Consider the following 18247-nt stretch of genomic DNA (forward strand, 5'->3'; position numbering starts at 1 on the left):
CTCTGAGCCTCCGGCCCCGGGGCTCAGGAGGTGTGCGGCAGCTCGCGCGGCACCGAGACGGTGACCCGCAGGCCGTGCGGCTCGTGGCGTTCGTACGTGATCGAGCCGCCGCCCGCCGCGAGGAGCACGCGGGAGATGGAGAGGCCGAGCCCCGAACCGCTCACGTTCTGGTGCCGGGTGCTGCGCCAGAAGCGGTCCCCGACGCGTTCCAGCTCCTGCTCGGTGAGGCCGGGCCCCCGGTCGGCGACCACGACGGTCGTGGCGGTGGCTCCCGGGACGACCGTGACCCGTACGTCCTGTCCGGCCGGGGTGAACTTCAGGGCGTTGTCGATGACCGCGTCCAGTGCGCTGGAGAGCGCTGTGGGGTCGGCCCAGGCGGTGGCGGCCGGGGCCCCGTCCTGGATCAGGTGCACGCCCTTCCCGTCCGCCATCGGGCGCCAGGAGGCGACGCGTTCGGCGGTGAGCGGGACGATGTCGGTCAGCTGGAGGTCCGCCTCGGTGTGTTCGGCCAGCGCCAGGTCGAGCAGGTCGTCCAGGACCCGGGCCAGCCGCTTGCCCTCGGTGCGTACGGCGGCGATCTCCTCGTTGCCCTCGGGCAGTTCCAGGGCGAGGAGTTCGATGCGCAGGAGCAGCGCGGCGAGCGGGTTGCGCAGCTGGTGCGAGGCGTCGGCGACGAAGGCGCGCTGCTGTTCCAGTACGTCCTCGACGTTGTCGGCCATCTCGTTGAAGGACCGGGCCAGGCGTCTCAGCTCCGGCGGCCCGCCGGAGGCGGCGACCCGGGAGCGCATCCGGCCGACGGCGATGTCGTGGGTGGCCGCGTCCAGGACCCGTACCGGCAGCAGCACCCAGCCGGTGAGCCGGACGGCGGCGCCGACCGCGACCAGCATGGCCAGGGCCTCGCCGACCGCGATCAGCAGCCAGGTCCGCAGGATGCGGGAGCGCATCTCGTCGGTGGGCGAGTCGATGACGACCACGGCGACGACGTCACCGTCGCGCACGACGGGCGAAGCGACGACGACCCGGCCGTCCTGCCAGGGCCAGACCTGCGGGGGGTCGTGCGAACGGCGGCCGAGGAGCGCTTCGCTGAAGGCGGTGCGCCCCTCCCCCTCGGCCGGCAGCAGCCAGCCGTCCGGGGCCTTCGCCAGGGCCAGGTCGTTGCGGTAGAAGATGCCGGCCCGGATGCCGTACACCGAGGCGTAGACCTCCAGGTCGGTGGCGAGCGTCAGACGGCGCTCGTCGGTGGCCGGGACCGTGTCGGTGATGGACTGGGCGAGGGCCGCGAAGCGGGCGGTGTCGTCGATCCGGTCGATGACCAGGCGCTGCTGCTCGGCGGCGGCCACACTCACCGCGAGCGGGAAGCCGAGGGTGAGCAGGACGGCGGCCATCAGCGTGATGAGCAGGGGGAGGAGACGGGTGCGCACCGGGGACGAAGCCGTCCGTCACGCGGCCGGGGCGACGAGTCGGTAGCCGACGCCCCGCACGGTCTCGATGAGGGCGGGCAGCCCCAGCTTGGAGCGCAGTGAGGCCACGTGCACCTCCAGAGTGCGCCCGGTCCCCTCCCAGCTGGTGCGCCAGACCTCGCTGATGATCTGCTCGCGGCGGAAGACCACGCCGGGCCGCTGCGCGAGGAGGGCCAGCAGGTCGAACTCCTTGCGGGTCAGCTGGACCTCGGCGTCGTCGACGCTGACGCGCCGGGTCGGCAGCTCTATCCGGACGGATCCCAGACGCAGTGCCGCGACGGGGGTTGACGCGGTGTCCTCGCCGCTGGTGGTGCGCCGGGCGACCGCGTGGATACGGGCGAGCAGCTCACCGGTGTCGTAGGGCTTGGTGACGTAGTCGTCGGCGCCGAGGTTGAGTCCGTGGATGCGCGAGCGGACGTCGGCACGGGCGGTGACCATGATCACCGGGGTCGCGGTGCGCTTGCGGATCTTGCCGCAGACCTCGTAGCCGTCCTGGTCGGGCAGGCCGAGGTCGAGGAGGATGACGCCGAAGGGCTCCTTCTCCGCGGGCAGCAGCGCGCGCAGGGCCTCCTCGCCGTTGCGGGCGTGCACGACCTGGAACCCGTGCCGGGCGAGCACGGCGGACAGGGCCGCCGCGACATGGTCGTCGTCCTCGACGAGCAGCAGTCTCATGGCCCTCCTCTCCGTCTCCCCGGGCCGTGGGGACGTCCCATACTCGTTCGCGTAACCGCTCTTGTGCACGCCACCGTTGCACGGCGTCACCCGGCGATATCTCAAGTTTCGCCCCGCTTCACCCGGAAGATCCCGGGTGAAACTTTCCGTTCAGCGGCGCTTCACGTTCTTTTGCCGCACAGGGCATCCACTCCGATGACCGGTACGCCAGTCAAGAGGCTGCCGGTTACAGCAGGGTTTCCGTTATGCACCCGGTACGCCCGGGCACCGTTCGTGACGTCCACTTCACGCGGAGTGTCCGGTTGCCGCCGGATCGTTATGCTCAATTTCCGCTCAGATGTAATGACGCTGGTCGCACCGCGTCATTAGTGTCCTTGGCACCCGAGGAGGACGGAGCAAGAAGCCGATGAGCGGAGTTTCAGTGACCAAGGCCGCCGAGGATGCCGCGCCCGCGGGCGACGACCTTGTCGTACTGAGCGACGTCAACAAGCACTTCGGCGCGCTGCATGTGCTCCAGGACATCGACCTGACCATCGCCCGTGGCGAGGTCGTGGTCGTCATCGGGCCCTCCGGGTCCGGGAAGTCCACGCTGTGCCGCACGATCAACCGCTTGGAGACGATCGATTCGGGTGCGATCTCGATCGACGGCAAGCCCCTGCCCCAGGAGGGCAAGGAGCTGGCGCGGTTGCGCGCCGACGTGGGCATGGTCTTCCAGTCGTTCAATCTCTTCGCACACAAGACGGTGCTGGAGAACGTCATGCTGGGCCAGACCAAGGTCCGCAAGACCGACAAGAAGGCCGCGGAGGAGAAGGCCCGGACCCTTCTCGACCGGGTGGGCGTCGGCGTGCAGGCCGACAAGTACCCGGCACAGCTCTCCGGCGGCCAGCAGCAACGCGTGGCGATCGCGCGGGCGTTGGCGATGGGCCCGAAGGTCATGCTCTTCGACGAGCCGACATCGGCTCTCGACCCGGAGATGATCAACGAGGTCCTCGAAGTCATGCAGCAGCTGGCCCGGGACGGGATGACGATGATCGTCGTCACCCACGAGATGGGCTTTGCCCGTTCGGCCGCCAATCGTGTGGTGTTCATGGCGGACGGAAAGATCGTCGAAGAAGCGACGCCCGAGCAGTTCTTCAGCAATCCGCGCAGCGACCGGGCCAAGGACTTCCTGTCGAAGATCCTTCACCACTGACGACCGACGACTGACGACAACGACCCACGGCATAAGGAAAACTCACATGAAGCTCCGCAAGTCGGCCGCCGTCGCGGCCATCGCCGTCCTCGCCCTGACCGCGACCGCGTGTGGTGGCAAGGAGGGTTCCGCCGGTGACAAACCGGGCGGCACCAAGCCCGGCTCCTCCGAGGCTCCCGCGCTGCCCACGTACACCGTCGCCACGGACGTCGCCCTGGACTCGCCGGTCTTCAAGAAGGCCAAGGAGCGCGGCAAGCTGATCATCGGTGCCAAGGCCGACCAGCCGTACCTCGGCTTCGAGGACCAGTCGACCAAGGAGCGCTCCGGCTTCGACATCGAGATCGCCAAGATGATCGCGGCGGACCTCGGCTTCTCGGAGAAGCAGATCGAGTGGAAGACCGTCGACTCCGGCATCCGTGAGACGGCGATCTCCAAGGGCCAGGTCGACTACTTCGTCGGTACGTACACGATCAACGACGAGCGCAAGAAGCAGGTCGGCTTCGCCGGTCCGTACTACAAGGCGGGCGCCGACCTCCTGGTCCGCAAGGACGACAACTCCATCACCGGCAAGGAGTCGGTGAAGGGCAAGAAGGTCTGCTCGATCGTCGGCTCCACCCCGCTCCAGGAGATCAAGAAGCCGGAGTACGGCGCGGACGTCGTCGAGCTGGCCAAGTACTCCGACTGCGTGCAGCAGGTGCTGACCAAGCAGGTCGACGCCCTCACCACGGACGACTCGATCCTCAAGGGTTACGCGGCCGCCAACTCCGGCAAGCTCAAGGTCGTCGGCAAGCCGTTCACCGACGAGCCCTACGGCGTCGGCCTGAACAAGGACGACAAGGTCCTGCGCGACGCGATCAACGACTCGCTGGACAAGCACGTCAAGGACGGCACGTACAAGAAGATCTACGAGGCGACGCTGGGCCTGTCCGGTTCGGCCTACACCGAGCCGCCGGCGCTCGAGCGCTACTGACGCCCGTCCGCCGTCCCACGGCCGACGCCCCGTCACTGACGTACCGCGTGTGACTCAGGAGGCGTCCCGTACGCCGCCGCTGCCCCTCAGGGGCACGGGGCGGGCGTACGGGGCGCCCCTTCCCCTGCCCTGATGCCGCTGACCGCCGACGCGGAGACCTCATGAACGTACTGCTCGACAATTTCCCAGAGTTCCGCGACGGCTTCATAGGAACCGTGTCGATCACCGCCGTCAGCTCGGTTATCGCACTGGTGCTCGGTGTCGTCATCGCCGGCTTCCGGGTCTCGCCGGTGCCGCCGCTGCGGTACTTCGGCACCGCCTGGGTGACGCTGATGCGCAACACCCCGCTGACGCTGCTTTTCCTGATCTTCTTCTTCGTCGTCCCGGAGATCCTCTTCCCGGGGATGAGCCCGTTCGTGCTCGGGTCGCTGGCGCTCGGCTTCTACACCTCCTCGTTCGTCTGCGAGGCGGTCCGCTCCGGCATCAACACCGTGCCGCTGGGCCAGGCCGAAGCCGCCCGCTCGATCGGCATGACGTTCGCCCAGACCCTGCGCATCGTGGTGCTCCCCCAGGCGACGCGGACCGTCATCCCGCCGCTGAGCAGCATCTTCATCGCGCTCACCAAGAACTCCGCGATCGCCGGAGCCTTCAGCGTCGCGGAACTCTTCGGCTGGCAGAAGCTGATGAGCGACAAGGGCTACGACATCGTCCCCGTCTTCATCTGGGTGGCCCTCGGCTACCTGGTCGTCACGTTTACCATCAGCGGCCTCTTCCGGCTGCTGGAGCGTCGCATGGAGGTCGCCCGATGAGCGCCAGCGTTCTCTACGACGCCCCGGGCCCCAAGGCCGTCGTCCGTAACCGGCTCTACGCCGTCGTCGGCACCCTCGCCATCTTGGCGCTGATCGCGGTCAGCCTGCTGCGGCTGGCCGACAAGGGCCACCTGGCCCCCGAGATGTGGGACATCTTCAACTACTCGGGCATCCGGCAGAACATCGCCGACGCCCTCGTCGCGACGCTCAAGGCGTTCGGTCTGGCCGCGGTCGGCTCGGTCGTCCTCGGCGTGGTGCTGGCCGTGGGACGCCTCTCCGACCACAAACCGGTCCGCTGGGCGGCGACCACCTTCATCGAGCTGTTCCGCTCGCTCCCGCTGCTGATCACGATCTACGCCATCTGGGTCGGCTTCCTCACCGACTACTCGATGTGGGCGCTGGCGGCGGGCCTGTCGGTCTACAACGGCTGTGTGCAGGCCGAGGTGCTGCGCGCCGGCATCAACGCCGTCCCCCGGGGCCAGAGCGAGGCCGCGTACGCGCTCGGCATGAGCAAGACCCAGGTGATGGTCACCGTCCTGATGCCGCAGGCGGTCCGGTCGATGCTGCCGACGATCATCAGCCAGCTCGTGGTGACCCTCAAGGACACCTCGCTCGGCTTCATCATCCTGTACCCGGAGCTGCTCCAGACCGCGCGTCTGATCGCCTCCAACACCCTGGTCAACGGCCAGTACCCGTACGTCTCGACGATCACGGTCATCGGCACGATCTACATCGCGCTGTGTCTGCTGCTCTCGTCGCTGGCGACCTGGATCGAGAAGCGCGGCCGCCGCGCCAAGACCGGCATCGCGGTGGCGCCGGCCGTCCAGGCCCCCGGAACCATCGACGCGACGGCCGGCACGTTCGGCCCGAACGCCGACACCACAGGGGGCGCGGGGGGCGCAGGCACCGGGGCCGACGGTGCCGGTGGGACCGGAGTGTCGCAGAACTGACCGTGGGCGGTCCTTCCCGGCAGAAGCATTCGAGGCAGCGGCGCACGCGTCGCTGCCTCGGTCACTTGACGCAAGCACCCCCAGTGGGTTGCATACGTTCTGTGATCACGCACCCGGCTTCCACTGCCACGTTCCGCATGACCGTACGGGCCGGAGGACACGCGCCGTGGACCCGGTGATCGTCGTCGGCGCCGGGCCCGTCGGCCTGACGCTGTCGCTGGCCCTCGCCGCCCAGGGTGTCCCGTGCGTGCTCCTCGACGAGGGGCCGGGCACCGAGGAAGTGCGTCTCGCCCGCACGGTCGTGCTGCGCGAGGACACCGCCGATCTGGTGGAGCGGCTCGGCGCCGCCCGCCTGGAGAAGGACGGCCTGCGGTGGAGCGGGTGGCGCTCAATGCGCCGGAAGCAGCTGGTCCGTGATGTGCCGCTGAGCGCGGGTTCCGGGGACTCCGTCGACGAGGACGCGCCGCCCCTCCCGGCCCCCCTCCACATTCCGCAGCACGCGCTGGCGTCGGCCCTGCGCGCCGCCGTCGCGGCGGCGCCGCTGGTGAAGCTGATGGAGCTGAGCCGGGTCGACACCCTGGAGCAGGACCGCGACGGCGTCACGGTGCACACCAAGGAGCCCGGTGCGACCTGGTGGCGCGGCAGCTATCTGGTCGGCTGCGACGGCGCACGCTCGACCGTGCGCAAGCTGCTGGACATCAGGTTTCCCGGTCGTACGGCGGTGGAGCGGCATGCCGTCGCCGCACTGCGGGCCGACCTGCCCTGGCCGGACGAGGCCGTGCTGCACCGGCAGCCGCCGTGGCGCACCGGGGGTGCCGAGGTCAGCGCGCGGCCGCTGCCGGACGGGGTCTGGCGGCTGGACTGGCTGCTCCCGCCGCGCGGCGAGCTGGTCACCCCGGACGCCCTGATCGCCCGCATCCGGGACAGCCTGGCCGGCTGGTGCGGCGAGACCCCGCCGTACGAGCTGCTCGACACCGGGGTCCACACGCTCCACCACCGCCTCGCCCGGCGCTGGCGGGTGCAGCGGGCCTTCCTGGCGGGCGACGCCGCGCATCTGCTGGGGGCGCTCGGCACCCAGGGCCTGGACGAGGGCATCCGGGACGCCGAGAACCTGGCGTGGAAGCTCGCCCACGCCTGGCATCACGGCGGCGCCGATCTGCTGCTCGACAGCTACCAGGCCGAACGTCGGGCCGCCGTGGCCGCCCGGCTGCGCGCCGCCGACCAGTCCCTGCCGATACTGCGGGGCGGCGGAGGGCTGCGGACGCTGGTACCGGGCACGGCCCGGGGTCACGACACCCTGCTCGCCAACGGCCACCTGGGCTGCGGAGCCCTCGGTGCGCCCCCTTCGTACACGCACTCCCCCCTTGCACCACCGCACGCCGAGGCGCACACCACGGTGGGTACGCCCCCCGGTGCGCCGGTCGCCGATGTAAGGGTGACGGCGCCGGACGGGACGGCGGTGCGGCTGCGCGAGCGGCTCGGGCAGGGGCATCCGCTGGTGATCCTGGTCGCCCCCGGAACCGGTGTGTGGGACCGGCGGCACTGGCTGACCGCCGGCATCATGCCGCGCCTCGTGGAAGCCGTGGAGGCGCTGCCGTCCACGGCGGAGCTGCTGGTCACGGAGAGCTACCCGGGTGCGTCGGCCCACACCGTCCTGCTGGTGCGGCCCGACGGACACCTGGTGGCCGCCTTCGCCGGCGTACGGCCCGCGGAGCTGTTCGCCGCGGCGCGGGCGGCACTGGGCGGGCCGCCCGGGGGCGGGTCCGGCGCCGGACCCGCGGAGCGCGGGGACGGGGAGAGCGGGGACGGGGAGAGCGGGGACGAGCGGGGGGCGGCGCGAGCGCCGGGGCCCCGCGAGCGGGTTCACGCCGACCGGACCGCCAGGATCAATTGACCGTCACGGGCGCACATGGTCTACTCCAGATCATGACCGACACCGATGTGCGCCTGTGGCGGAGGGTCCATATGGACCTCCTCCGTTACGCGGGCTGCGTGTGTCGCCCGTCCTGCTGAATCGCCCCCCTCTGCCGGTCCGTGCCGCTTTCCCGCACGGCCGGGATCTCGCGCGAACTCTCAGGACGGTCCCTGTGTCTTCCCCCTCTCCTGCCGTACCCACGGCTGCTTCCGTACCCTCCCGTGCCACCGGACCGGTGGCCTCCGCTCCGGCTGCGTCCGCTCCGGCTGTACCCGCTGCCTCTCTATCCGCTCCCGCTGTTTCCGCGCGGGTCGGCTCGGCCCGTTCCGTCTCCTCCGGTCCGACGGTCGCGGAGCTGCTCGACTTCGTGCGCCGCGCCGCCGAGGACACCGCGCTCATCGCCTCTCTTCCGCTCGATCCGGAGGGCCGCACCTGGGTCCGGCTCGACGGGCCGGGCGGCAGCGAGGCCTGGCTGATCGGCTGGCCGCCGGGGACCGGGACCGGCTGGCACGACCACGCCGACTCGGTCGGCGCCTTCACCACCGCGGCCGGCGCCCTCAAGGAGCACTCACTGGCCGTACGGCTGCCCACCGACGGCTGGAAGACCCTGGAGCTGAACGAGGGGGTGGACCGGTCACGGGAGCTGGCGGCCGGTCAGGGGCGGGCCTTCGGGCAGAACCACGTGCACGAGGTCCTCAACGAGTCCGACAGCGTGCATGCCGTCTCCGTCCACGCGTACTACCCGCCGCTGCCGCGGATCCGCCGGTTCAGCCGCACAGGTGCGGTGCTCCGGCTGGAGCAGACCGAGCGCCCGGAGGACTGGCAGTGAGCGGCGACGAGCGAGGTGGGGCCGAGGGCGTGGGCGCCACGGAGCAGGTGGGCATCGACGAGCTGCTGGAGCGGGTCCGGGACGGCTACGACCGGATCGGCCCGCACGAGGCTTCCGCCGCGGCGGCGGACGGGGCGCTGCTGGTGGACATCCGGTACGCGGCCCTCCGGGAACGGGACGGGCTCATCCCCGGCGCGCTGGTCGTGGAGCGCAACGAGCTGGAGTGGCGGCTCGACCCGCAGGGCAGCCACCGCGCCGCCGAGGCGGTGAGCCACGACCTCCCGGTGGTCGTCATCTGCAACGAGGGGTACGCGTCGAGCCTCGCGGTGGCGTCGCTGCGCCAACTCGGGCTGCACCGGTCAACCGACCTGATCGGCGGCTTCCAGGCCTGGCGCGCGGCCGGGCTCCCGGTCTCCCCGGCCGCCGCCCCCGACACCGCCTCCGACACCGAGGACAGGACCGGCACCGGCGGCTGACGCCGGACATCGATCCGAGGGAGGGGGCGGCCACGGGCGTGACGTGGCCGCCCCCTCCCTCACGTCTGGCTCACTTCCGACTTACTGCTTCTGGCTCACTTCTTCTGAACTCGCTCCTGCGCGTGACACACCCGAACGCCGCGTTCCAGTAGAGCCATCGCCGTGCGCGACCGACATTCGCCTCATACAGAGGCCGAAATGTACGGAGATGACGCACTCATGGCGACCCCAGTCCTCACCCCCGACCAGCTCGACGCCGAGGCTTCCCGGCTGCACGACACACAGGCGTGGCAGCGCATCGTCTCGGGGTGGGAGAGCACCGCCCCCGAGCCCGTGCTCTCCCCGGCCGAGCCCCCGGAACCGGTCGTTCCCGGCCGGTCCCCGTCGCCCGCACAGGACCGCCCTGCCGACTGGCGGAGCCTGTTGTCCGTCCCCGTCGACCGGCTGATCGACGACTCGCTGCGGGCGCTGCCGGCAGCGCCTCCGCCCGAGCGCCCGCTCCCCGGTCGGCTGGGTGCGGTACTGCCCGACCGTGTCCACGCCTGGCGGCGGGTCGGCCAGAGAGATCTGAGACCCTCCGTCCACCTCGGCTACGCCCGGCAGGTCCTGACCGAATGGGGCTGGCAGAACACCCCGTACCGGCTGCGCAACGCCCGTGGCGCCCGCTGCATCTGCGGCGCGATGCTCACCGCGCACCGGCTCGGCTACGGCTCCCCCACCACGGTGAACCGGGCCGGCGCCTGGCTGATCACCGAACTCCGCTCCCAGGGATGGCCCGGGCTGATCGGCCCCTGGAACCGCGCGCCGGGCCGCACCGCGGCGGACGCGTTGGCCCTCATCGACGGGGCCGCCCGCCGCGCGTCCCTGGCCGGACACTGACCGACGGCCCCCCGACCGCCGCTCCCCGCCGCCCCGCTCCCCGCTGCTGCCCCGCCACCACTGCACAGCGCCCCCGCTGCCCGCGCCCGCTTCCCCCGTCCGGCCCGCCCCCCGTTCCCGCTCAGAAAGGCTCGTCCAGGCCTTCCGTGTCCTCGCCTTCCTCCTCCAGCGCCTGACGCACCACCCGCAGGGCCATGCCCTCCCCGTATCCCTTGCGGGCGAGCATGCCCGCAAGACGGCGCAGCCGCTTGTCGCGGTCCAGGCCGCGGGTGGAGCGGAGCTTGCGGGCCACCAGCTCCCGTGCCGTCTCCTCCTCCTGATCGGCGTCGAGCTGCCCGACCGCGTCGTCGATCACTGACGGGGCGACGCCCTTCGTGCGCAGCTCGCGGACGAGGGCCCGGCGGGCGAGCCCCCGGCCGTGGTGCCGGGACTCCACCCATGCCCCGGCGAAGGCCGCGTCGTCGATCAGCCCGACGTCCTCGAAGCGCGAGAGGACCTCCTCGGCGGCCTCGTCCGGGATCTCCCGCTTTCGCAGGGCGTCCGCGAGCTGCTTGCGCGTCCTCGGCGTCCCGGTGAGCAGGCGCAGGCAGATGCTGCGCGCCTGCTCGACCGGATCGCGCGGCTCGCCCCTGTCCCGCTGGTCACGCGGCTCCCCCTTCTCGGCCCTCGACGAGGAAGGGGAGCCGCTGCTCCTGGTGCCGGAGCGGCCACGGGGGCCCGCCCCTTCGCCGAACCCGGCCCCGGGCTCCGCAGGGCCTCCCGGCCACTCCGTACGACGTGCCACGGCCTAGCTCTTGGCCGCCGCGGTCTTGGCCGGCTTCGCCTTGGTGGCCGCAGCGGTCACCGGCTTCGCCGCCCCGTCCGCCGCCGCTCCCGCGGCCGCCGTTCCTTCCGCGGCCGGCTCGGCGGGCTCGGCCTCCGGCCGGACACCGACACCCAGCTTCTCCAGGATCTTCTTCTCGATCTCGTCGGCGAGGTCGGGGTTGTCCTTGAGGAAGTTGCGGGCGTTCTCCTTGCCCTGGCCCAGCTGATCGCCCTCGTACGTGTACCAGGCGCCGGCCTTGCGGACGAAGCCGTGCTCCACGCCCATGTCGATCAGCCCGCCCTCGCGGCTGATGCCGTGGCCGTAGAGGATGTCGAACTCGGCCTGCTTGAAGGGCGGGGCGACCTTGTTCTTGACGACCTTGACGCGGGTGCGGTTGCCGACCGCGTCGGTGCCGTCCTTGAGCGTCTCGATCCGCCGGATGTCCAGGCGCACCGAGGCGTAGAACTTCAGCGCCCGGCCACCGGTCGTCGTCTCCGGGGAGCCGAACATCACGCCGATCTTCTCGCGGAGCTGGTTGATGAAGATCGCCGTGGTCTTGGACTGGTTGAGCGCGCTGGTGATCTTGCGGAGGGCCTGGCTCATCAGACGGGCCTGGAGGCCCACGTGCGAGTCGCCCATCTCGCCCTCGATCTCCGCACGGGGCACCAGGGCCGCGACGGAGTCGATCACGATCAGGTCCAGGGCGCCGGAACGGACCAGCATGTCGACGATCTCCAGCGCCTGCTCACCGTTGTCCGGCTGGGACAGGATGAGGCTGTCGATGTCGACGCCGAGCTTCTTGGCGTACTCCGGGTCCAGCGCGTGCTCGGCGTCGATGAACGCCACCGAGCCGCCGAGCTTCTGTGCGTTCGCCACGGCGTGCAGCGTCAGCGTCGTCTTACCGGAGGACTCCGGTCCGTACACCTCCACCACACGGCCGCGCGGCAGACCGCCGACGCCGAGGGCGACGTCGAGGGCGGTCGATCCCGTGGGGATGACCTCGATGGGCTCGTTGGGCCGCTCACCGAGGCGCATCACCGCGCCCTTGCCGAACTGTCGTTCAATCTGTGCGAGTGCGGCGTCCAGCGCCTTCTCGCGGTCGGTTCCTGCCATGGGTTCCACCCGATTTGCTTGAGTCGATCGCTTCACGTCAAAGACGCTAACCCCTGCCACTGACAATGGGCCTCGACGTCCTCCCGGCCTGTGGACAACTCCACGGTCGGGCCCGGAAAAACCCGGCCGAAATCCATGAGAATGGATGTTCGATTTTGGTGTCAAGCGCACCACGCTGCCGGAACGGTTGGGTACACCTACGCATTGTTCGACCTGCCCCCATGGCTCGATTCTTCCTGAGGCGGCGGTGGCTCCGCCCCTCGTGCATCTGCCGGCCCCCCAAGATCGGCATCCGCCGTACGAGGTCGACATCCCATCGTCCGGAGCCCCCGCCGTGCCCCTTCCTTCGCCCGCACCCGGTGTTCGCCGTGCGCGGGCCCCGCCGGACCCGAGCCGGTCCGGCCGACCCCTCAGGAGGAATCGCATGGTGTCTCAAGCTGCGGTGTGGCGTGTCGCCGCTGCCACGTGTGCCGTCGGAGCACTGATCGCCGGTGCCGGTACGGCAGGAGCTGCACCCACCCCTCCGCCCGGCGAAGGCCGCATCCTGGGCGCCGACCGCGCCGGCGCGGTGCCGGGCTCGTACATCGTCACCTTCAAGGACTCGGTGGCGCGGGCGGATGTCGGCAAGGTGGCGAAATCCCTCGCCGGGCGGCACGGCGGCAAGGTCGGCCACACCTACAGCGCGGCGCTGCGGGGCTTCTCCGTGAAGGTGGACGAGGACCAGGCCCGGCGGCTGGCCGCCGAACCCTCCGTCGCACGGGTGGAGGCCGACGGAGTCGCGTACGCCCTGGGCACCCAGAACGACCCGACCTGGGGACTGGACCGCATCGACCAGCGTGACCTGCCGGGCGACCGGAAGTACACGTACCCCAGTACCGCATCCGATGTGACGGCCTATGTGCTCGACACCGGGATACGCACCTCGCACCGGGAGTTCGGCGGCCGGGCGGTCAACGGCTACGACTTCATAGACAACGATGCCGTCGCCCAGGACTGCAACGGGCACGGCACGCATGTGGCGGGCACGGTCGGCGGCGCGACGTACGGCGTCGCCAAGGCCGTGAAGCTCGTCGGCGTGCGCGTCCTGAACTGCCAGGGCTCGTCCGGCTCCACCTGGGCCCCGGTCCTGGCCGGCATCGACTGGGTGACCAGGAACGCGGTCAAGCCCGCGGTCGCGAACATGAGCATCGGCGGCGGCCGGACCGCCTCGGTCGACGACGCGCTGGCCGCTTCGATCGCCTCCGGTGTCACCTACGTCGTCGCCGCCGGCAACGACGGGGCCAACGCCTGCAACACCTCCCCGGCGGCGGTGCCGAGCGCGGTGACGGTCGGCGCCACCGACAGCCGTGACGCCCGCTCGATCTGGCCGAGCGGCAAGTCCTCCAACCACGGGACCTGCCTGGACCTGTTCGGCCCCGGCTCCGACATAGTCTCCGCCTCCCACCTCGACGACACCGGCTCCCGCTCCGACGGCGGCACCTCCATGGCATCTCCGCACGTGGCGGGCGCCGCGGCCCTGATCCTCTCCGCCAACCCGTCCTGGACGCCCAAGCAGGTCCACGACAAGCTGATCGCCGACGCCACCCCGAACAAGGTCACCGACGCGAAGACCGGTTCGCCCAACCGCCTGCTGCACGTCCCGAACGGCGGCACCACGCCTCCGCCCACCGGCAGGACCTTCGAGAACACCACCGGCTACCCGGTCCGCGACAACGCGACCGTCGAGGCGCCCATCACCGTGAGCGGCATCACGGGCAACGCCCCCGCGACGCTGTCCGTCACGGTCGACATCCGGCACACCTTCCGCGGTGACCTGCGGGTCGACCTCGTCGCCCCCGACGGCGGTGCCTTCCGGCTCAAGGACTACAACGCCAACGACAGCGCCGACGACGTGCGCGGGACCTTCACCGTGAACGCCGCGTCCAAGCCCGCCGACGGGACCTGGAAGCTGCGGGTGAGCGACAACTGGGCCAACGACACCGGCACGCTGAACTCCTGGTCGCTGAGGTTCTGACCGGCCGCTTCCGGCAGCACCCCACCGGACCGCCGGTGATCCACGGTCCCGAACCCTGGTGGATCCCGGCGCACCCCGGCCGGTGAGGCCTCTCCGCGCACTCACCGGCCGGACGGGGGACGTCTGCGGCGCCCGCACACGCGCCGCAGGCGTCACTCCCCTTCTCACCACCGTCGCGAACGGCCATCATGAGGCCGCCGGGCGGCGCGGCCCGGCCGAACCGCCCGCCTTGCCCATGCTGCCCATGGGTACGGAAGGAAGCCGTGAACTCCGACCCGCCGACCTCCGCCCCCGGTGTCCTGATCGGACGCTCCGCGCTCCTGGACGACCTGCGTCCGGTGCTCGACCGCCGGCCCGCCGTCGTCGTGATCACGGGTGAGGCGGGGGTGGGAAAGAGCCGGCTGGTCCGCGAACTCCTCACGCGGACACCGCCGTCGGGGGCCGTCACCCTGGTCGCCCGCTGCCAGGAGTCGGGCGACCCCTTCCCGTTCGCACCGCTCGTCGAGGCGCTGAGCCTCTGCCGCCCCCGCCCGGCGGACCTGACACCGCTGACCGGGGCGCTGCGCGGGCTGCTGCCCGACCTCGCGGACCTCCTGCCGCCCGCACCGCCTCCTCCGGACGATCCGCGCGCCGAACGCCATCGCGTCCTGCGGGCCCTGCGGGCGTTGACGGCATCCCTGGGGAGGGTGGTTCTGGTCGTGGAGGACCTCCAGTGGGCCGACGAGTCCACCTGCGCCTTCCTCCGTACGGTCGTCTCAGATCCGCCGCCGCACCTGGGACTCGTCCTCACCGCGCGCAGCCACACAGCTCCCCACACCGGCGTGGAGGGAGGCGCCGGGCGAGGCGACGGACTTCCCTTCCCGTTGCGCCCGCCGGCCCAGGTGACGGTGGCCGAGGTCCATCTCCTGCCGCTGTCCGTGGCGGAGACCGGTGCACTGGCAGCCGGCCTGCTCGGCGTGCGGGCGGTGCCGGAGGAGTTCGCCGACCGTCTGCACCGGTGGACGGGCGGCCTGCCCTACGTCGTCGAGGAGGTGCTGCGGCGATGGCCCGACGCCACGGCATGCTCCACCGGGACAGCGGGGATGCCGGAGCCGCCCCTGTCCGCGTCCGTGCGCCGTGTGGTGGTGGAGCGGTTGCGTTGCCTTCCTTCGGACGCGCGGCGGGTGGTCGCCGCGGCAGCGGTTCTCGGGGACCCCGCGCCCGTACACCTGCTGGGAGCGGTCGCGGGGCTGGACGAACCGGAGACCCGTAGTGCCCTGGCCGCGGCTCTGAAAGAAGGCGTCGTCAGGGCGGCGGACGGAACCTACGCCTTCCCTTACGAGCTGGCGCGCCGGGCCACGTACGAGGCGGTCGCCGAACCGGAACGGCCCGTACTGCACCTGCGTGCGGCCCGTGCCCTCACCCGGCACACCGGCCCCCTCCCGCTGGTGCGGATCGCCGGACACTACCGGAGCGCCGGCCACCACACCCACGCCGTGCGATGTCTGGAAGCGGCCGCGGGCCGTGCCGCCGCGTGCGGGGACGCCGGTACGGCCACGGACCGCTACCTCGATGCCCTGCGCGGCGGCCCCTCGGCCGTCGTCCGCGACCGGCTCGCCCTGAAGCTGGCCCGTGTCGCGCTGAACGCCCGGACCGGCCCGCAGGTCCCGGACGCCCTGCGGCAGGTGCTCGACCGGCGCTCCCTCGGCCCCGGTCCGAGCGGCGAGATCCGGCTGCTCCTGGGGCTGTTGCTGCGCAACCAGTCGGGTTCCGGGCTTGAGGCGCTGGAGGAGATAGCGCGGGCCGTTCCCGATCTCCTAGCCGTCTCGACGGGGCAGGCCGCCCGGGCTCTGTCGATCATCGCGATCCCCTCCCTCAAGGGGTGGCCGATCGGCGAGCACCGGCGGCTGCTGGCCGAGGCGGACCGGCTGCTGCCCCGGGTCGACGAGGAGGACCTGCGTGCGGCCGTGCTGGCCAACCGCGCCACCGCCCTGGCCCTGATGGGCGACCCGTCGGCGTGGCAGGCGGTGGCCGATCTGCCCGCCGCCATCACCGGCGAGGGGGCGGCGCGGGTGCACGCCAATCTGGCGGGCGCCGCGACCGCCCTCGGCCATCCGGAGCGGGCCCGTGCCTTCCAGGCCCGGGCGTGGGAGGCCGTCCGGACGAACCACGCCCCGTACCTGGAAGCGTTCGTCGAGACCACGGACATGCTCGCCGCCTTCACGGGCGGCCGGTGGAAGGGGCTGCTGGAGCGGGCAGAGCGCGCCGAGGCGCAGTACCGGGACGTGCCCGACTTCCACGCGGAGGCCCTCCTCGTCTGCGGGCTGCTGCGCCTGCACACCAAGGGGCAGACGGATGTGGCGCGTCGCCTCCTGGAGCGGGCCGTCCGCACGACCGCGCTGGACACCGGCATCGTGCTGACCTCCGCCGCGGCCGCCGCGGTGCGGGTCCATCTCGCCGCCGACCGCCCCGCGCAGGCCGTCCAGGCGATGGAGGGAGCCCTGCACCAGGTGCGCCGCACCGGTGCGTGGGTGTGGGCGACGGCCCTCGCACCGCCCGCCGTTCAGGCGCTGGTCCGGGACGGCCGGGACACGGAGGCCCGCCGGCTCGTCACGGAGCTGGCCGAGGGCATCGCGGACCGGGACGCGCCGGCCGCCCGGGCCGCGCTGCTGACCTGCCGGGCGCTGCTCGGCGCGACGAGCGGCCCGCAGGCCGGGACCGGCGGGTCCGATGCCCTGTACGCGGCCGCCGCGGACGCCTGGGCGGCTCTGGAGCGGCCCTACGAAGCCGCGTACGTCAGGGAGGCCTGGGGGCTCCGGCTGCTGGCCGCCGGAGCGGCGGGCGGGCGCACCGTGCTGCACGAGGCGATCGCGGCCTACCAGGACATCGACGCCGTATGGGATGTGCTGCGATGCCAGCGCGGGCTGCGGGAACACGGGCAGGTCACCGTCCGCAGGCCCGGTGCGCTGGGGTACGGCGACCATCTCTCGCCCCGGGAGCGGGCCGTGGCCCGGCTGGCCTCGCTCGGCCTCTCGAACCGCGAGATCGCGCGCGAGCTGGTTCTCTCGCACCGGACGGTCGAGCACCACGTGGCGCGTGCGCTGCGGAAGCTGGGGTTGTCGTCCCGGACCGAGATCGGTTCGCAGCTCGGGCTCTGACGGAATGCGTGCCCTACATTAAGGCGATATGGGACCCTCTTCGACACCGGAAAAGCCGGACAGTACCCCTGCACCGCCGGACAGTGCCCCTGCACCGGCAGACAGTTTGCCTGTTACGGGCTCCGATCTCGCCGGGCGGGTGGCGCTCGTCGCGGGCGGCACCCGTGGGGCGGGCCGCGGGATCGCCGTGCAGCTCGGCGCCGCCGGAGCGACCGTGTACGTCACGGGCCGTACGAGCGGTTCCGAGCGCTCCGAGATGAACCGGCCCGAGACGATCGAGGAGACGGCCGCCCTGGTCGACACGGCGGGCGGCCGCGGGATCGCCGTCCGGGTCGACCATCTGGTCCCCGACCAGGTCAGCGCGCTCGTCGCACGTATTTCGAGCGAGCAGGGTGCCCTCCACATCCTGGTGAACGACATCTGGGGCGCCGAGATCGAGTGGAACAAGCCGGTCTGGGAGTCGTCGCTCGACACCGGGCTCCACACCCTGCGGCTGGCCGTCGACACCCACGCCATCACCAGCCATTTCGCGCTCCCTCTGATGATCGAGACTCCGGGCGGCCTGGTCGTCGAGATGACCGACGGGACGGACGAGTACAACGCGGCCAACTACCGCGTGTCCTTCTTCTACGACCTGGCGAAGGCCGCCGTGAACCGGATGGCTTTCGCGCTCGCCCATGAGCTCGCGCCGCACGACGCGACCGCCGTGGCGCTCACCCCCGGCTGGCTCCGCTCCGAGGCGATGCTCCAGGCCCACGGAGTCACCGAGGCCACCTGGCGCGACGCGATCACGCACGCGCCGCACTTCGCGATCTCCGAGTCCCCCGCGTACGTGGGCCGGGCGGTGGCCGCCCTCGCCCGCGACCCGGAGGTGGCTCGCTGGAACGGACAGTCGCTCTCCAGCGGGCAGCTCGCCCAGGTGTACGGCTTCACCGACGTGGACGGCAGCCGGCCCGACGCCTGGAGGTATCTGACCGAGGTCCAGGACCGGGGGCTGCCCGCGGACGTCACGGGCTACCGCTGACC

The 18247-nt window shown here is 71.8% G+C and carries 16 protein-coding genes; 12 read left to right on the forward strand and 4 right to left on the reverse strand.

Translation table 11 applies throughout. The features are described 5' to 3' along the window. Positions 1-23: 23 nt before the first annotated feature. Together ACK8N7_RS07955 and ACK8N7_RS07960 are read right to left on the reverse strand one after the other, a co-directional pair. Positions 24-1421, reverse strand: a complete 1398-nt coding sequence (locus ACK8N7_RS07955) for a sensor histidine kinase (RefSeq protein WP_403215754.1) — start codon at positions 1419-1421, stop codon at positions 24-26. An 18-nt stretch (positions 1422-1439) separates the two neighbouring features. Then, complete coding sequence (locus tag ACK8N7_RS07960) at positions 1440-2132, reverse strand: response regulator transcription factor (protein WP_015611887.1); 693 nt, start codon at positions 2130-2132, stop codon at positions 1440-1442. A gap of 406 nt (positions 2133-2538) precedes the next feature. Here ACK8N7_RS07960 and ACK8N7_RS07965 point away from each other — a divergent pair, with 406 nt between their 5' ends. The 9 genes from ACK8N7_RS07965 to ACK8N7_RS08005 all read left to right on the forward strand — a co-directional run bounded on the left by ACK8N7_RS07965 (position 2539) and on the right by ACK8N7_RS08005 (position 10152). Beyond that, entirely contained in the window at positions 2539-3324 is a 786-nt protein-coding gene (locus ACK8N7_RS07965) for an amino acid ABC transporter ATP-binding protein (protein ID WP_403215756.1), read from the forward strand. A 46-nt stretch (positions 3325-3370) separates the two neighbouring features. Further along, entirely contained in the window at positions 3371-4294 is a 924-nt protein-coding gene (locus ACK8N7_RS07970) for a glutamate ABC transporter substrate-binding protein (RefSeq protein ID WP_403215757.1), read from the forward strand. A 161-nt stretch (positions 4295-4455) separates the two neighbouring features. Next, positions 4456-5103 carry an amino acid ABC transporter permease gene (locus ACK8N7_RS07975; RefSeq protein ID WP_031125846.1) on the forward strand — a complete coding sequence of 216 codons (648 nt, stop codon included), beginning with the start codon at positions 4456-4458 and terminating at the stop codon, positions 5101-5103. Continuing rightward, entirely contained in the window at positions 5100-6053 is a 954-nt protein-coding gene (locus ACK8N7_RS07980) for an amino acid ABC transporter permease (RefSeq protein ID WP_403215759.1), read from the forward strand. The genes ACK8N7_RS07975 and ACK8N7_RS07980 overlap by 4 nt, the downstream gene beginning before the upstream one ends. Positions 6054-6219: 166 nt before the next feature. After that, positions 6220-7947 (forward strand): FAD-dependent monooxygenase, encoded by a 1728-nt coding sequence (locus ACK8N7_RS07985; RefSeq protein ID WP_500441672.1) that lies wholly within the window; start codon positions 6220-6222, stop codon positions 7945-7947. Between the two features lie 32 nt (positions 7948-7979). After that, positions 7980-8066 carry a putative leader peptide gene (locus tag ACK8N7_RS07990; protein WP_311307652.1) on the forward strand — a complete coding sequence of 29 codons (87 nt, stop codon included), beginning with the start codon at positions 7980-7982 and terminating at the stop codon, positions 8064-8066. A gap of 74 nt (positions 8067-8140) precedes the next feature. After that, positions 8141-8797 (forward strand): cupin domain-containing protein, encoded by a 657-nt coding sequence (locus ACK8N7_RS07995; RefSeq protein WP_403215763.1) that lies wholly within the window; start codon positions 8141-8143, stop codon positions 8795-8797. Beyond that, entirely contained in the window at positions 8794-9273 is a 480-nt protein-coding gene (locus tag ACK8N7_RS08000) for a rhodanese-like domain-containing protein (protein WP_403215765.1), read from the forward strand. The genes ACK8N7_RS07995 and ACK8N7_RS08000 overlap by 4 nt, the downstream gene beginning before the upstream one ends. A gap of 219 nt (positions 9274-9492) precedes the next feature. After that, the gene (locus ACK8N7_RS08005; protein WP_403215766.1) at positions 9493-10152 is read left to right on the forward strand and encodes a DUF6197 family protein; all 660 of its coding nucleotides are present in this window, start codon (positions 9493-9495) and stop codon (positions 10150-10152) included. 121 nt (positions 10153-10273) lie between these two features. On the opposite strand, the gene recX is transcribed toward ACK8N7_RS08005, so the two are convergent. Then, positions 10274-10936 carry a recombination regulator RecX gene (gene recX / locus ACK8N7_RS08010; protein ID WP_403215768.1) on the reverse strand — a complete coding sequence of 221 codons (663 nt, stop codon included), beginning with the start codon at positions 10934-10936 and terminating at the stop codon, positions 10274-10276. 3 nt (positions 10937-10939) lie between these two features. Further along, positions 10940-12070 (reverse strand): recombinase RecA, encoded by a 1131-nt coding sequence (gene recA / locus ACK8N7_RS08015; RefSeq protein WP_403215770.1) that lies wholly within the window; start codon positions 12068-12070, stop codon positions 10940-10942. A 424-nt stretch (positions 12071-12494) separates the two neighbouring features. Here recA and ACK8N7_RS08020 point away from each other — a divergent pair, with 424 nt between their 5' ends. The 3 genes from ACK8N7_RS08020 to ACK8N7_RS08030 all read left to right on the forward strand — a co-directional run bounded on the left by ACK8N7_RS08020 (position 12495) and on the right by ACK8N7_RS08030 (position 18245). After that, entirely contained in the window at positions 12495-14084 is a 1590-nt protein-coding gene (locus tag ACK8N7_RS08020) for a S8 family peptidase (protein ID WP_500441675.1), read from the forward strand. A gap of 263 nt (positions 14085-14347) precedes the next feature. Next, a complete protein-coding gene (locus ACK8N7_RS08025) occupies positions 14348-17221 on the forward strand; it encodes an ATP-binding protein (RefSeq protein WP_500441677.1) in 2874 nt (957 codons plus the stop codon). A gap of 28 nt (positions 17222-17249) precedes the next feature. Beyond that, positions 17250-18245 carry an SDR family oxidoreductase gene (locus ACK8N7_RS08030; RefSeq protein ID WP_403215775.1) on the forward strand — a complete coding sequence of 332 codons (996 nt, stop codon included), beginning with the start codon at positions 17250-17252 and terminating at the stop codon, positions 18243-18245. Positions 18246-18247 lie beyond the last annotated feature (2 nt).

The sequence above is a fragment of the Streptomyces griseobrunneus genome (genome assembly GCF_046713465.1).
Lineage (GTDB): Bacteria > Actinomycetota > Actinomycetes > Streptomycetales > Streptomycetaceae > Streptomyces > Streptomyces microflavus.